Annotated in this window: 15 protein-coding genes; 10 read left to right on the top strand and 5 right to left on the bottom strand. The window is 54.8% G+C overall.

Annotated elements, in window-relative coordinates; genetic code table 11:
• Positions 1–10 precede the first annotated feature (10 nt).
• Both hemF and amiA read right to left on the bottom strand, forming a co-directional pair.
• Positions 11–910 carry an oxygen-dependent coproporphyrinogen oxidase gene (gene hemF, locus AAHF05_RS16290; protein ID WP_049018208.1) on the bottom strand — a complete coding sequence of 300 codons (900 nt, stop codon included), beginning with the start codon at positions 908–910 and terminating at the stop codon, positions 11–13.
• Positions 910–1,785, bottom strand: coding sequence for an N-acetylmuramoyl-L-alanine amidase AmiA (gene amiA / locus AAHF05_RS16285; protein WP_023308739.1), 876 nt, complete (start codon positions 1,783–1,785; stop codon positions 910–912). The genes hemF and amiA overlap by 1 nt, the downstream gene beginning before the upstream one ends.
• Positions 1,786–1,997: 212 nt before the next feature.
• Here amiA and AAHF05_RS16280 point away from each other — a divergent pair, with 212 nt between their 5' ends.
• From AAHF05_RS16280 to pdxK, 10 genes are all read left to right on the top strand, one after another.
• Entirely contained in the window at positions 1,998–2,423 is a 426-nt protein-coding gene (locus AAHF05_RS16280; RefSeq protein ID WP_023308738.1) for a GNAT family acetyltransferase, read from the top strand.
• The gene (locus AAHF05_RS16275; protein WP_028016158.1) at positions 2,410–2,859 is read left to right on the top strand and encodes a DUF2919 domain-containing protein; all 450 of its coding nucleotides are present in this window, start codon (positions 2,410–2,412) and stop codon (positions 2,857–2,859) included. The genes AAHF05_RS16280 and AAHF05_RS16275 overlap by 14 nt, the downstream gene beginning before the upstream one ends.
• Positions 2,860–2,922: 63 nt before the next feature.
• Positions 2,923–3,498, top strand: coding sequence for an RpoE-regulated lipoprotein (locus AAHF05_RS16270; RefSeq protein ID WP_129324034.1), 576 nt, complete (start codon positions 2,923–2,925; stop codon positions 3,496–3,498).
• Between the two features lie 92 nt (positions 3,499–3,590).
• Complete coding sequence (locus tag AAHF05_RS16265) at positions 3,591–4,490, top strand: Dyp-type peroxidase (protein WP_028016160.1); 900 nt, start codon at positions 3,591–3,593, stop codon at positions 4,488–4,490.
• 176 nt (positions 4,491–4,666) lie between these two features.
• Entirely contained in the window at positions 4,667–5,680 is a 1,014-nt protein-coding gene (locus tag AAHF05_RS16260; RefSeq protein ID WP_049005822.1) for a sulfate ABC transporter substrate-binding protein, read from the top strand.
• The gene (cysT, locus tag AAHF05_RS16255; RefSeq protein ID WP_028016162.1) at positions 5,680–6,513 is read left to right on the top strand and encodes a sulfate/thiosulfate ABC transporter permease CysT; all 834 of its coding nucleotides are present in this window, start codon (positions 5,680–5,682) and stop codon (positions 6,511–6,513) included. Before AAHF05_RS16260 ends, cysT begins: the two co-directional genes overlap by 1 nt.
• Positions 6,513–7,388 (top strand): sulfate/thiosulfate ABC transporter permease CysW, encoded by an 876-nt coding sequence (gene cysW, locus AAHF05_RS16250; protein ID WP_028016163.1) that lies wholly within the window; start codon positions 6,513–6,515, stop codon positions 7,386–7,388. The genes cysT and cysW overlap by 1 nt, the downstream gene beginning before the upstream one ends.
• On the top strand, positions 7,378–8,472 hold the full coding sequence (gene cysA, locus AAHF05_RS16245; protein ID WP_129324036.1) for a sulfate/thiosulfate ABC transporter ATP-binding protein CysA: 1,095 nt from the start codon (positions 7,378–7,380) through the stop codon (positions 8,470–8,472). Before cysW ends, cysA begins: the two co-directional genes overlap by 11 nt.
• A gap of 117 nt (positions 8,473–8,589) precedes the next feature.
• On the top strand, positions 8,590–9,501 hold the full coding sequence (gene cysM, locus AAHF05_RS16240; RefSeq protein WP_129324037.1) for a cysteine synthase CysM: 912 nt from the start codon (positions 8,590–8,592) through the stop codon (positions 9,499–9,501).
• A 5-nt stretch (positions 9,502–9,506) separates the two neighbouring features.
• Positions 9,507–10,343 (top strand): pyridoxine/pyridoxal/pyridoxamine kinase, encoded by an 837-nt coding sequence (pdxK, locus tag AAHF05_RS16235; protein WP_028016166.1) that lies wholly within the window; start codon positions 9,507–9,509, stop codon positions 10,341–10,343.
• A 44-nt stretch (positions 10,344–10,387) separates the two neighbouring features.
• Here pdxK and crr read toward each other — a convergent pair whose 3' ends face one another.
• From crr to ptsH, 3 genes are read right to left on the bottom strand one after another with little or no spacing between them, the layout of a single operon-like run.
• A complete protein-coding gene (gene crr, locus AAHF05_RS16230; RefSeq protein ID WP_003861316.1) occupies positions 10,388–10,897 on the bottom strand; it encodes a PTS glucose transporter subunit IIA in 510 nt (169 codons plus the stop codon).
• Positions 10,898–10,937: 40 nt separating this feature from the next.
• Positions 10,938–12,665, bottom strand: a complete 1,728-nt coding sequence (gene ptsI, locus AAHF05_RS16225) for a phosphoenolpyruvate-protein phosphotransferase PtsI (RefSeq protein WP_028016167.1) — start codon at positions 12,663–12,665, stop codon at positions 10,938–10,940.
• 44 nt (positions 12,666–12,709) lie between these two features.
• A complete protein-coding gene (gene ptsH, locus AAHF05_RS16220) occupies positions 12,710–12,967 on the bottom strand; it encodes a phosphocarrier protein Hpr (RefSeq protein WP_000487600.1) in 258 nt (85 codons plus the stop codon).
• Positions 12,968–13,229 lie beyond the last annotated feature (262 nt).

Below are 13,229 nucleotides of genomic sequence, written 5' to 3'. Positions count from 1 at the left end.
CATCCGGCAGTTACACCCAGTCCCGAACCTGAATAAACTCACGCAAGGCAGCCTCCGGGCTGCCTTCTTTTGGTTCGTAACAGTACTCCCAGCGCACCAGCGGCGGCATCGACATCAGAATCGACTCCGTGCGCCCGCCGGTCTGCAGGCCGAACAGCGTCCCGCGATCCCACACCAGGTTGAATTCCACATAGCGCCCGCGGCGATAGAGCTGGAACTCGCGTTCGCGCACGCCATAGTCGGTATTTTTACGGCGCTCGACAATCGGCAGATAGGCGTCGGTATAGCCTTCGCCCACGGCGCGCATAAAGCTGAACGCGGTATCAAAATCAGGGGTATTGAGATCGTCAAAGAACAGCCCGCCAATGCCGCGCTGCTCGTCGCGGTGCTTCAGATAAAAGTAGTCATCGCACCACTTTTTAAATTTCGGGTAGATCTCTTCGCCAAACGGCAGACAAAGGTCTCGCGCGGTGGTGTGCCAGTGCACGGCGTCCTCTTCGAAGCCGTAGTAGGGCGTGAGGTCGAAACCGCCGCCAAACCACCAGACCGGATCGGCCCCTGGTTTTTCCGCAATGAAAAAGCGCACATTGGCGTGGCTGGTGGGCACAAACGGGTTGTGCGGATGCACCACCAGTGAGACGCCCATCGCTTCAAAACTGCGGCCTGCCAGTTCAGGACGGTGCGCGGTCGCAGACGCGGGCATCGCGTCGCCGTGAACGTGGGAGAAATTGACGCCCGCCTGTTCAAAGATGCCGCCGTTACGCAGCACCCGACTGCGCCCACCGCCACCGGCCTCGCGCTGCCAGTTATCTTCCTGAAATTCACCGCCGTCTGCGGCGGCCAGTTTCTGGCAAATCTCATCCTGCAGCTGTAGCAGGAAGGTTTTGACCAGTTGAGCATCGGGTTTCATCAACGTTTCCTGGAGTGCGCTTTTTGGTTATCAAACCAGTTGAAGTAGCTAATAATGCCGGAGGCGATGGCGTTGGCGATCTTCTGACGAAACGCCGTGGTGCCGAGGAGTCGCTCTTCTTCCGGGTTGGTAATGAAGGAGGTTTCCACCAGCACGGACGGGATGGACGGTGATTTCAGCACCACGAACGCCGCCTGCTCGGTGCCTTTACTGTGCAGACGATGCACCGGCTTAATCTTCTTCAGAATATGCGAGCCGAGCGTCAGGCTGTTTTTGATCGTATCCGTCTGCACGAGGTCGAACAGCACCTGCTGTAGCAGGTGGTCTTTATCGGTGGCTTTCTTCCCGGCGACTTCATCTGCCCGGTTTTCGCGATCGGAGAGATATTTCGCCATGGCGCTACTGGCACCACGGTTGGAAAGCGCAAACACCGAGGCGCCTGCCGCAGAAGGGTTGGTAAAGCCGTCGGCGTGAATCGACATAAACAGATCCGCACCGTGCTGATGGGCGATCTCCACGCGGTCATACAGAGGAATGAAGGTGTCACCGGAACGCGTCAGGCGTGCGTCAATGCCGTTACTGCGTAAAATCGCGCGCACATTTTTTGCAATCGCGAGCACGACGTGTTTTTCTTTCGAACCGTTTTTGCCGATGGCGCCGGTATCAATCCCGCCATGGCCCGGATCAAGCATCACCAGACGCTTCGCGCCCGGCTTTTTGGTTTTCGGTTTACTGTGTCCGTTACTGGTTTTGAGCGTGCTCTCGTCTTTTGCCTGAGCCTGCTTTGCGATGCCCGTTAACGTTAAGGCCGCCAGCCCCGCTTTGAGAACCTGACGACGCGATGTGAGTGCTTTTAATGGTTTGAATGTGCTCATGCGGCCTGAATTGTAAAAATTGGAGTCCTGGTGTTATATCGTATCGTGATTAGCGTTACGACAGTCCTTATTGGCAATTGTTTTACTTTTCATTTCAATACGTGACAAAGTGACATTATGCCAAATTTTGGTGAGATTTTCCCCGGTTATTGGCTAAACGAGAGGTTCACGCCATAATCACTGTTTTTAAACCCGAAAAGGCGGTTAATACCATGGAGATACGCGTTTTTCGCCAGGAAGATTTCGAAGAGGTGATCACCCTTTGGGAGCGCTGCGATCTGCTGCGTCCGTGGAACGATCCGGAAATGGATATCGAGCGGAAGGTGAATCACGATGTCAGTCTGTTTCTGGTCGCGGAAGTGAACGGCGAGGTGGTGGGGACGGTAATGGGCGGTTACGACGGTCATCGCGGGTCGGCCTATTATCTGGGCGTGCACCCTGAGTACCGTGGTCGTGGCATCGCCAATGCATTGCTTAATCGTCTTGAGAAAAAGCTCATTGCCCGCGGTTGCCCGAAAATTCAGATCATGGTGCGGGAAGATAACGACGTCGTACTGGGCATGTATGAGCGTCTGGGCTATGAGCATTCTGACGTGTTGAGTTTAGGAAAACGTCTGATCGAAGATGAAGAGTACTGAGATCCATCCGGCAGATTATGACGCGCAGGGCCGCGTCAGGCTGCCCTTTTTATTCTGGTGCGTTCTGCTGCTCCAGGCCCGCACCTGGGTGCTGTTTGTGATGGCCGGCGCGTCGCGCGGGCAGGGCGACACGCTGCTAAACCTTTTTTACCCCGATCACGATGCGTTCTGGCTTGGCTTATTGCCGGGCGTACCAGCGGTAGTGGCTTTTTTGTGCAGCGGACGACGGCATACGCTCCCTCGTTTGTGGCGCGCGCTTCGCTGGCTATTGATCTTTGCCCAGATCGTGCTGCTCTGCTGGCAACCGGTACTCTGGTGGTACGGTGAACCGCTTACGGGTATCGGCGTTGCGCTGGTAGTTGCCGATATTGTTGCGCTGCTGTGGCTGCTGACCAACCCGCGTCTTCGCGCCTGTTTTACGCATCAGGATGATTAATACGGCACTTTTTGCCGATGTCGCACTCCAACAAGCGTTGATTTAACAAGTAAGGACGTTTCAATGAAATCGCTGCGTTTACTTTTATGCGCTCTCCCGCTGGCGTTAACCGGGTGTTCAACGCTCTCATCCATTAACTGGTCCGCTGCGTATCCGTGGAACTGGTTTGGCTCATCAACGGAAGTGACCGAGCAGGGCGTAGGAAAAATTACCGCCGCAACGGCGCTGGACCAGAATGCTATTCAGGATGCGCTCAGCAGCGATTACCGCCTGCGCAGCGGCATGAAAGCGGAGAATGGCAATATTGTTCGCTATTACGAAGCGCTGAAGGGCGACAAGCTGGCGCTGGTGATTAACGGTGATAAAGGCACGGTGAACCGCATTGCGGTGCTGGATGACGCTATTCCCACGGCAAGTGGGGTGAAGGTCGGTACACCGTTTAGCGATCTCTATAAACAGGCCTTCGGCAACTGCGCAAACGCCTCTTCTGACGATGGCGTGGCTGTGGAATGTAAAGCTGAGGGCAGCCAGCATATCAGTTACGTCTTCACTGGAACCTGGAGCGGTCCGGAAGGATTGATGCCGTCTGACGACACGCTGAAGAGCTGGAAAGTGAGCAAAATACTCTGGAAGCAGTAATTTGCGCCGGAACAAACCGCCTCGCTGAAATCAGGGTATAATAGCCGCCATCAATGCCACGCTGACGTGGCATCTTTATTTCAGGAGGAGCGATGTCTCAGGTTCAGAGTGGCATTTTGCCAGAACACTGCCGCGCGGCGATTTGGATTGAAGCCAATGTTAAAGGGGACGTGGATGCCCTGCGTGCGGCCAGTAAAGTATTCGTCGATAAACTGACTACCTTCCAGGCCAAATTCCCGGATGCCCACCTCGGTGCCGTTGTCGCCTTTGGCAACAACGTCTGGCGTCAGTTGAGCGGTGGCGAAGGGGCTGAGGAGCTGAAGGACTTTATCCCTTACGGCAAAGGTCTTGCGCCAGCGACACAATACGACGTGCTGATCCACATTCTCTCTTTACGTCATGATGTGAATTTCTCGGTTGCCCAGGCGGCGGTCGCGGCGTTTGGCGACAGCATTGAGGTACAGGAAGAAGTTCATGGCTTCCGTTGGGTGGAAGAGCGCGATCTGAGCGGTTTTGTCGACGGTACTGAAAATCCGGCAGGTGAAGAGACGCGTCGTGACGTTGCGGTGATCAAAGACGGTGTGGACGCGGGTGGCAGCTATGTGTTCGTCCAGCGCTGGGAGCACAACCTCAAGCAGCTTAACCGCATGAGCGTGCACGATCAGGAGATGATGATCGGCCGTACCAAAGAAGCCAACGAAGAGATTGACGGCGACGAGCGTCCTGCTACCTCTCACCTGACCCGCGTTGACCTCAAAGAAGATGGCAAAGGTCTGAAAATTGTTCGCCAGAGCCTGCCGTATGGCACGGCAAGCGGCACACACGGCCTTTATTTCTGCGCGTACTGCGCGCGCCTGCATAATATTGAGCAGCAGCTGCTGAGTATGTTCGGCGATACCGACGGCAAGCGTGACGCCATGCTGCGTTTCACCAAACCGGTGACCGGCGGCTACTACTTCGCGCCGTCCGTGGAACGTCTGCTGGCGCTGTAAAACCGCTCTCCACGCGTAGGCCGGGTAAGCGTTAGCGCCACCCGGCAATTTCTCCCGCACCCTTATTCCCTTTTCTGCTTCTAAATCACCAAACGGTATATAAAACCGTTACTCCTTTCGTCCTCGTTATAAATATTATGACTATAAGATAGTCATCACATTTATAAGGGTGCGCAATGGCCGTTACTGTAATGAAAAAAGGAACTCTGGCGCTGGCAGGTTTACTGCTGGTGGCACAGGCGCAGGCGACTGAGTTGCTTAACAGCTCATACGATGTCTCACGCGAGCTGTTTGCCGCCCTTAATCCACCGTTTGAACAGCAGTGGGCGAAAGAAAACAATGGCGATAAGCTGACCATCAAGCAGTCTCACGCCGGTTCGTCCAAGCAGGCGCTGGCGATCCTCCAGGGGCTGAAAGCGGATGTGGTGACCTACAACCAGGTGACTGACGTGCAGATCCTGCACGACAAGGGCAAGCTGATCCCGGCGGACTGGCAGAGCCGTTTGCCGAACAACAGCTCGCCGTTCTACTCCACCATGGGCTTCCTGGTGCGCAAGGGCAACCCGAAAAATATTCACGACTGGAGCGACTTGGTGCGTTCTGACGTGAAGCTGATCTTCCCGAACCCGAAAACCTCCGGTAACGCTCGCTATACCTATTTAGCCGCGTGGGGCGCGGCAGACAAGGCTGACGGTAACGATAAAGCGAAAACCGAGCAGTTCATGACCCAGTTCCTGAAAAACGTCGAAGTGTTTGATACCGGCGGACGCGGAGCGACCACGACCTTCGCTGAACGTGGTCTCGGCGATGTACTGATCAGCTTTGAATCGGAAGTGAATAACATCCGTAAACAGTATGAAGCGCAGGGCTTCGAGGTCGTTATCCCGAAAACCAACATCCTGGCCGAGTTCCCGGTGGCGTGGGTGGATAAAAACGTGCAGGCGAACGGTACCGAGAAAGCGGCAAAAGCCTATCTCAACTACCTGTACAGTCCGCAGGCGCAGACCGTCATTACCGATTATTACTACCGCGTGAATAACCCGGATGTGATGAACAAACTGAAAGATAAATTCCCGCAGACCGAACTGTTCCGCGTGGAAGACCATTTTGGCTCCTGGCCTGATGTGATGAAAACGCATTTTGCCAGCGGCGGTGAGTTAGATAAATTGCTGGCGGCGGGGCGTAAGTAATGTTTGCAGTTTCCTCCAGACGTGTGCTGCCTGGCTTTACCTTAAGCCTCGGGACCAGCCTGCTGTTCGTCTGTCTGATTTTGCTGTTACCGCTCAGCGCGCTGGTAATGCAGCTTGCTCAGATGAGCTGGGCGCAGTACTGGGACGTGGTCACCAACCCGCAAGTGGTAGCAGCCTATAAAGTGACGTTGCTGTCGGCATTTGTCGCCTCCATTTTTAACGGCGTGTTTGGCCTGCTGATGGCGTGGATCTTAACCCGCTACCGTTTTCCGGGCCGTACGTTGCTCGACGCGTTAATGGATTTACCGTTTGCGCTGCCGACGGCGGTGGCGGGCTTAACCCTCGCGTCGCTCTTCTCCGTGAACGGGCTGTACGGCGAGTGGCTGGCGAAATTTGACATCAAAGTGACCTACACCTGGCTCGGTATCGCGGTGGCGATGGCCTTTACCAGCATCCCGTTTGTGGTGCGTACCGTGCAGCCGGTACTGGAAGAGTTAGGTCCGGAATACGAAGAAGCGGCGGAAACGCTGGGCGCCACGCGCTGGCAGAGCTTCCGCAAGGTGGTTCTGCCGGAGCTGTCTCCGGCGCTGATGGCGGGTGTCGCGCTGTCGTTTACCCGCAGCCTCGGTGAGTTCGGCGCGGTGATTTTTATCGCCGGAAACATCGCCTGGAAAACAGAAGTCACCTCGCTGATGATTTTCATCCGTTTGCAGGAGTTTGATTATCCGGCGGCGAGCGCTATTGCCTCGGTGATCCTGGCGGCCTCGCTGCTGCTGCTGTACTCGATTAACACTCTGCAAAGTCGCTTTGGTCGACGTGTGGTAGGTCACTGATGGCGGAAGTTACGCAATTGAAGCGATACGATGCACCCCGCATCAACTGGGGTAAATGGTTTCTGATTGGGGCGGGGGTGCTGGTTTCCGCCCTCATTCTCGTCGTGCCGACGATTTATATTTTCGTTCAGGCGTTCAGTAAGGGCCTGATGCCCGCACTGGAAAACCTGGCGAACCCGGATATGCTGCACGCCATCTGGCTGACCGTGCTGATTGCCTTGATCACCGTGCCGGTGAACCTCGTGTTCGGTACCCTGCTGGCGTGGCTGGTGACGCGCTTTAACTTCCCGGGACGTCAGCTGCTGTTGACCCTGCTGGACATTCCTTTCGCTGTGTCACCGGTAGTGGCGGGTCTGGTGTACCTGCTCTTTTACGGCTCCAACGGCCCGTTGGGCGGCTGGCTGGATGAGCATAACCTGCAGATCATGTTCGCCTGGCCGGGCATGGTGCTGGTCACCATCTTCGTGACCTGTCCGTTTGTGGTGCGTGAACTGGTGCCGGTGATGTTGAGCCAGGGGAGCAACGAAGACGAAGCGGCGGTGCTGCTGGGCGCGTCAGGCTGGCAGATGTTCCGTCGCGTGACGCTACCGAATATCCGCTGGGCGCTGCTTTACGGCGTGGTGCTGACCAACGCCCGCGCGATTGGTGAGTTCGGCGCCGTTTCCGTCGTCTCCGGTTCTATTCGCGGTGAAACGCTGTCGCTGCCGCTACAGATTGAGCTGCTGCAGCAGGACTACAACACCATCGGTTCGTTTACTGCCGCAGCGTTGCTGACGCTGATGGCTATTTTGACCCTGTTTTTGAAGAGTGTGGTGCAGTGGCGTTTAGAAAATCAGGAAAAACGTCAGCATCAGGAGGGAAATCATGAGCATTGAGATTGCCAATATTAAGAAGTCTTTTGGTCGCACCCAGGTGCTGAATGATATCTCGCTGGATATCCCTTCCGGACAAATGGTGGCGCTGCTGGGGCCGTCTGGTTCGGGTAAAACCACGCTGCTGCGTATTATCGCCGGGCTTGAGCATCAGACCAGCGGGCATATCCGCTTCCACGGTACCGACGTGAGCCGCCTGCATGCCCGCGATCGTAAAGTAGGTTTTGTGTTCCAGCACTACGCGTTGTTCCGCCACATGACCGTATTCGATAACATCGCATTTGGCCTGACCGTGCTGCCACGGCGTGAACGCCCGGATGCGGCAACCATTAAAGCGAAAGTGACCAAACTGCTGGAAATGGTTCAGCTTGCCCATCTTGCGAACCGTTTCCCGGCCCAGCTGTCCGGTGGTCAGAAGCAGCGCGTTGCACTGGCACGTGCGCTGGCCGTAGAGCCGCAAATTCTTCTGCTGGATGAGCCGTTCGGTGCGCTGGATGCGCAGGTGCGAAAAGAGCTGCGTCGCTGGCTGCGTCAGCTTCATGAAGAGCTTAAATTTACAAGCGTCTTCGTGACCCACGATCAGGAAGAGGCGATGGAAGTCGCGGACCGTGTGGTGGTCATGAGCCAGGGTAATATTGAGCAGGTTGACGAGCCTGAGCAGCTCTGGCGTGAACCGGCGACCCGCTTCGTGCTGGAGTTTATGGGCGAGGTAAACCGTCTTCAGGGTACCATTCGCGGTGGTCAGTTCCACGTGGGCGCGCACCGCTGGCCGCTGGGATATACCTCTGCGCATCAGGGGCCGGTCGACCTGTTCCTGCGTCCGTGGGAAGTGGATGTGAGCCGTCGCACCAGCCTTGACTCACCGCTGCCGGTGCAGGTGCTGGAAGCGAGCCCTAAAGGGCACTACACCCAACTGGTGGTACAACCGCTGGGCTGGTATACCGAGCCGCTAACCGTGGTCATGCGCGATGAGGAGCCACCGCACCGGGGAGAACGCCTGTTTGTCGGTCTGCAGCATGCGCGTATTTATCACGGGAAGGAACGTATTGAGACGCGCGAGGATATTGCTCTGGCGGAGTCAGCCTGATAGGTTAGTAGGATGTTTATCGCCCGGTGGCGCTGTGCTGACCGGGCCTACAGTTATCACTGTGTCTTGTAGGCCGGGATCGCTGCGCGCCCCCGGCTTTTTTATTGAGTAAAAATCGTGAATACACTCGAAAATACCATCGGCAATACGCCTCTGGTCAAACTTCAGCGCATGGGGCCGGCTAACGGCAGCGAAATCTGGGTCAAACTTGAAGGCAATAACCCGGCGGGATCGGTGAAAGACCGCGCGGCGCTGTCGATGATTGTCCAGGCCGAAAAACGCGGAGAAATTAAGCCAGGTGACGTGCTGATTGAGGCGACCAGTGGCAACACCGGCATCGCGCTGGCAATGATTGCGGCGCTGAAAGGCTACCGCATGAAGCTGCTGATGCCGGACAACATGAGCCAGGAACGCCGCGCCGCCATGCGAGCTTACGGTGCGGAGCTGATTCTGGTGACCAAAGAGCAGGGGATGGAAGGGGCGCGTGACTTAGCGCTGGAGATGGCTGAACGCGGTGAAGGCAAGTTGCTCGATCAGTTCAACAACCCGGATAACCCGTACGCGCACTACACCACCACCGGCCCGGAAATCTGGCAGCAAACGGAAGGACGGATCACCCATTTTGTCTCCAGCATGGGCACCACGGGCACCATTACCGGCGTATCGCGTTTTCTGCGCGAGCAGGAAAAAGCCGTCACTATCGTTGGTCTGCAGCCGGAAGAGGGTAGCAGCATTCCGGGCATTCGCCGCTGGCCTGCGGAATACATGCCCGGGATCTTTAATGCGCAGCTTGTGGACCAGGTGCTGGATATTCATCAGCGCGAGGCGGAAAATACCATGCGCGAGCTGGCCGTCCGTGAAGGTATCTTCTGTGGCGTCAGTTCGGGCGGCGCGGTAATGGGTGCGATTCGGGTTGCAAAGGAAAACCCGGGTGCAGTGGTCGTGGCAATAATCTGCGATCGCGGCGATCGTTATCTGTCTACCGGCGTCTTTGGTGAAGAGAGTTATTCGCAGGGGGCAGGGATTTAAGCATCATGGAGATGATTCTTTTCCGGGATAACACCCGGGCGCAACAAACCGATATTGTCGCGGTGCAGTCGCAGGTGGTGTACGGCAGCGTGGGGAACAGCATTGCGGTACCGAATATTCGTACCCATCAGCTGAGCGTCACCGCCGTACCGACGGTGTTGTTTAGCAACACGCCGCACTATGACACCTTCTACGGCGGCGTGATCCCGGATGAGTGGTTCAGCGGTTATCTGAAAGCGCTGGAAGAGCGCGACATCCTTCGTGAGCTGAAGGCGGTGACTACCGGCTATATGGGTAGCGCCAGCCAGATTAAATTGCTCGGACAATGGCTCAGGGTCATCAAAGTACGGCACCCGGACCTGCTGGTGCTGGTCGACCCGGTCATCGGCGATATCGACAGCGGGATGTACGTGAAGCCCGAGATCCCGCAAGCGTATCGGGAGCACCTGCTGCCGCTGGCGCAGGGGATCACACCAAACGTCTATGAGCTGGAAGTGTTAAGCGGCAAGCCGTGCCGTACGCCTGAAAGCGCCATCGCGGCGGCACAGGGGTTGCTCTCCGACAGCCTGAAATGGGTGGCGATCACCAGTGCGCCGGTCGCTGACGACCCGCAAAACATTCACGTGGTGCTGGTGACGAATGAAGGCGTGACCGTCAGCGCACACCCGCGTGTTGAAACGGACCTGAAAGGGACGGGCGATCTGTTTTGTTCAGAGCTGGTAAGCGGAATTGTTGAGGGCAAAACCGTTGCCGATGCCATTCGCATGGCCGGCGATCGGGTGACGGATGTGATGATTTACACGCAGTCGAAAGGTTACGACGAGCTTATCCTGCCCGCATAAACAAAAATGGCGCCCGAAGGCGCCATTTTTCTGTGCGGCAAGAATTACTTCTTGATGCGGATAACCGGGGTTTCACCCACGGTGACGCTGCCAGACAGTTTGATCAGTTCTTTGATTTCGTCCATGTTGGAGATAACAACCGGAGTCAGGGTAGACTTGGCTTTTTCTTCCAGCAGTGGCAGATCGAATTCAATCACTGGGTCGCCAACTTTAACACGCTGGCCTTCTTCCGCGATACGTTTGAAGCCTTCGCCTTTCAGTTCAACGGTGTCGATACCGAAGTGAACGAACAGTTCGATACCGCTATCAGATTCGATAGAGAACGCATGGTTGGTTTCAAAAATTTTACCGATGGTGCCGTCAACTGGAGCAACCATTTTGTTGCCAGTTGGTTTGATAGCAATGCCATCACCAACGATTTTCTCAGCAAACACTACATCCGGCACGTCTTCGATGTTGACGATCTCGCCGGAGAGCGGAGCAACAATCTCAATAGTTCCGGAGTCTTTCTTATCATCAGAAACCAGAGATTTCAGTTTATCGAACAAACCCATGATCTTCTCCTAAGCAGTAAATTGGGCCGCATCTCGTGGATTAGCAGATTGTTTTTTCTTCAATGAACTTGTTAACCAGCGTCATTAACTCGTCCGTTGTCGGTTGAGCAAGAGCCTGCTCTGCTAACACCTTCGCATCTTCGAAGTTCGTGTTACGGATAATCTTCTTAATGCGCGGGATGGAAATGGCGCTCATAGAGAATTCGTCCAGACCCATACCCAGCAACAGAAGTGTAGCACGTTCGTCGCCTGCAAGCTCACCACACATGCCAGTCCATTTACCTTCTGCATGAGAAGCATCAATAACTTGCTTAATAAGCGTCAGTACGGACGGTGACATTGGCTGGTAGAGATGTGAAATCATATCATTACCACGGTCAACTGCCAGGGTGTACTGAGTTAAATCATTGGTACCGATACTAAAGAAATCAACTTCTTTGGCTAAATGACGCGCAATTGTCGCCGCAGCCGGTGTTTCCACCATCACGCCGATCTCGATTGACTCGTCAAATGCTTTACCTTCGTCACGCAGTTCCTGTTTGTAGATTTCGATCTCTTTCTTCAGTGCACGCACTTCTTCAACAGAGATGATCATCGGGAACATGATGCGCAGTTTACCGAAAGCAGACGCACGCAGGATGGCACGAACCTGATCGCGCAGGATCTCTTTACGATCCATCGCGATACGTACTGCACGCCAGCCCAGGAACGGGTTCTCTTCTTTCGGGAAGTTCATGTACGGCAGCTCTTTGTCGCCACCGATGTCCATGGTACGGACGATAACCGCCTGAGAGCCACAGGCTTCAGCCACGGCTTTGTATGCAGCAAACTGCTCTTCTTCAGTAGGCAGCGCGTCACGGTCCATGAACAGGAATTCTGTACGATAGAGACCGACACCTTCCGCACCGTTGCGCTCAGCGCCATCAACGTCACGTACGGTACCAATGTTTGCGCACACTTCTACCTGATGACCGTCCAGGGTGATTGCTGGCAGGTCTTTCAGCTTAGCGAGTTCCGCTTTTTCAGTCGCAACTTGCTCCTGGACCGCGCGCAGTTTTTCGATCTCTTCATTCGTTGGGTTGACGTAAACCAGATTGTTTACGGCATCCAGAATCAGATAGTCGCCGTTTTTCACCTGAGAGGTGACGCTACCGGTGCCCACGATGGCTGGCAGTTCCAGAGAACGCGCCATGATTGAGGTGTGGGAAGTACGGCCGCCTGCGTCGGTGATGAAACCGAGAACCTTTTTCAGGTTCAACTGAGCGGTTTCTGACGGGGTCAGGTCGGCAGCAACCAGAATAACTTCATCCTGAATTGCGCTCAGATCGATGATGGCCAGACCCAGGATGTTGCGCAGCAGGCGCTTACCGATGTCACGTACGTCAGCCGCACGCTCTTTCAGGTATTCGTCATCCAGTTCTTCCAGGGCAGTCGCCTGACCTTCGATAACTTCATGTGCAGCCGCGTCGGCTGTCATGCCTTTATCTTTAATCAGGGCTATGATTTCCTGCTCCAGCTCCTCATCTTCGAGCAGCATGATGTGCCCTTCGAAGATGGCTTCTTTTTCTTCACCGAAAGTTTCGCCAGCTTTAGTTTTGATTGCTTCCAGTTGCGCAGATGCCTTGGCACGACCGCTCAGAAAACGTTCAACTTCCTGATCAACCTTGTCGGCAGAAATTTTTTTCCGGTCAATGACGATCTCGTCTTCTTTCAGCAGCAGTGCTTTGCCGAAAGCGATACCCGGGGATGCTAAAATGCCTGAAATCATAACCCTACCTTACTTGTGACTGATATTTAAAAGAACCCGGAAACTTACTCGAGCTCAGCCATCAGTTTTACCAGATGCTCAACTGCTTTCTGCTCGTCTTCACCTTCTGCAGAGATGGTGACAACAGTGCCCTGAGTCAGGCCCAGAGTCTGCAGTTTGAACAGGCTTTTTGCGCTAGCGCTTTTGCCGTTGGAAGTCACAGTGATTTCAGAAGTGAAGCCTTTCGCTTCTTTAACAAACTGAGCAGCAGGGCGGGTGTGCAGACCGTTCGGAGCGGTAATGGTAACTTCTTGCTGGAACATTGTATTTCCCCAACTTATAGGTTTAGTGTTGTGGAACTAAAGTCTAGCCTGGCGACTGAACTTTAGCCTGTATTGTTAGCGCTGACGTTTCGATCGTCATTAAACATTATGCAGCGAAAGCAAGACTTGAACCAAATCATAAAATCGATTCAGCAAGGCTATTTCATTCACTGATTAATTTCACGCATCAAAATAATTGCTGGTTTAAATACCAGACCCAACGGGGTGAATCAATGCCAGGAGGGGTAAAACTTTGAAGCAG

Origin of the sequence: Enterobacter adelaidei, assembly GCF_041937165.1 — a bacterium.
GTDB classification, from domain to species: domain Bacteria; phylum Pseudomonadota; class Gammaproteobacteria; order Enterobacterales; family Enterobacteriaceae; genus Enterobacter; species Enterobacter adelaidei.
Note: the sequence above shows the minus strand (reverse complement) of the source record. Positions and strands in the feature narration are given on the sequence as shown.

What these genes read in the sequence shown, in the direction of transcription:
- AAHF05_RS16270 (WP_129324034.1), top strand. Translation starts at nt 2,923, where the DNA reads ATGAAATCGCTGCGTTTACTTTTATGCGCTCTCCCGCTGGCGTTAACC.
- pdxK (WP_028016166.1), top strand. Translation starts at nt 9,507, where the DNA reads ATGGAGATGATTCTTTTCCGGGATAACACCCGGGCGCAACAAACCGAT.
- cysT (WP_028016162.1), top strand. Translation starts at nt 5,680, where the DNA reads ATGTTTGCAGTTTCCTCCAGACGTGTGCTGCCTGGCTTTACCTTAAGC.
- hemF (WP_049018208.1), bottom strand. Translation starts at nt 910, where the DNA reads ATGAAACCCGATGCTCAACTGGTCAAAACCTTCCTGCTACAGCTGCAG.
- amiA (WP_023308739.1), bottom strand. Translation starts at nt 1,785, where the DNA reads ATGAGCACATTCAAACCATTAAAAGCACTCACATCGCGTCGTCAGGTT.
- crr (WP_003861316.1), bottom strand. Translation starts at nt 10,897, where the DNA reads ATGGGTTTGTTCGATAAACTGAAATCTCTGGTTTCTGATGATAAGAAA.
- ptsI (WP_028016167.1), bottom strand. Translation starts at nt 12,665, where the DNA reads ATGATTTCAGGCATTTTAGCATCCCCGGGTATCGCTTTCGGCAAAGCA.
- AAHF05_RS16280 (WP_023308738.1), top strand. Translation starts at nt 1,998, where the DNA reads ATGGAGATACGCGTTTTTCGCCAGGAAGATTTCGAAGAGGTGATCACC.
- AAHF05_RS16265 (WP_028016160.1), top strand. Translation starts at nt 3,591, where the DNA reads ATGTCTCAGGTTCAGAGTGGCATTTTGCCAGAACACTGCCGCGCGGCG.
- ptsH (WP_000487600.1), bottom strand. Translation starts at nt 12,967, where the DNA reads ATGTTCCAGCAAGAAGTTACCATTACCGCTCCGAACGGTCTGCACACC.
- AAHF05_RS16275 (WP_028016158.1), top strand. Translation starts at nt 2,410, where the DNA reads ATGAAGAGTACTGAGATCCATCCGGCAGATTATGACGCGCAGGGCCGC.
- cysW (WP_028016163.1), top strand. Translation starts at nt 6,513, where the DNA reads ATGGCGGAAGTTACGCAATTGAAGCGATACGATGCACCCCGCATCAAC.
- AAHF05_RS16260 (WP_049005822.1), top strand. Translation starts at nt 4,667, where the DNA reads ATGGCCGTTACTGTAATGAAAAAAGGAACTCTGGCGCTGGCAGGTTTA.
- cysA (WP_129324036.1), top strand. Translation starts at nt 7,378, where the DNA reads ATGAGCATTGAGATTGCCAATATTAAGAAGTCTTTTGGTCGCACCCAG.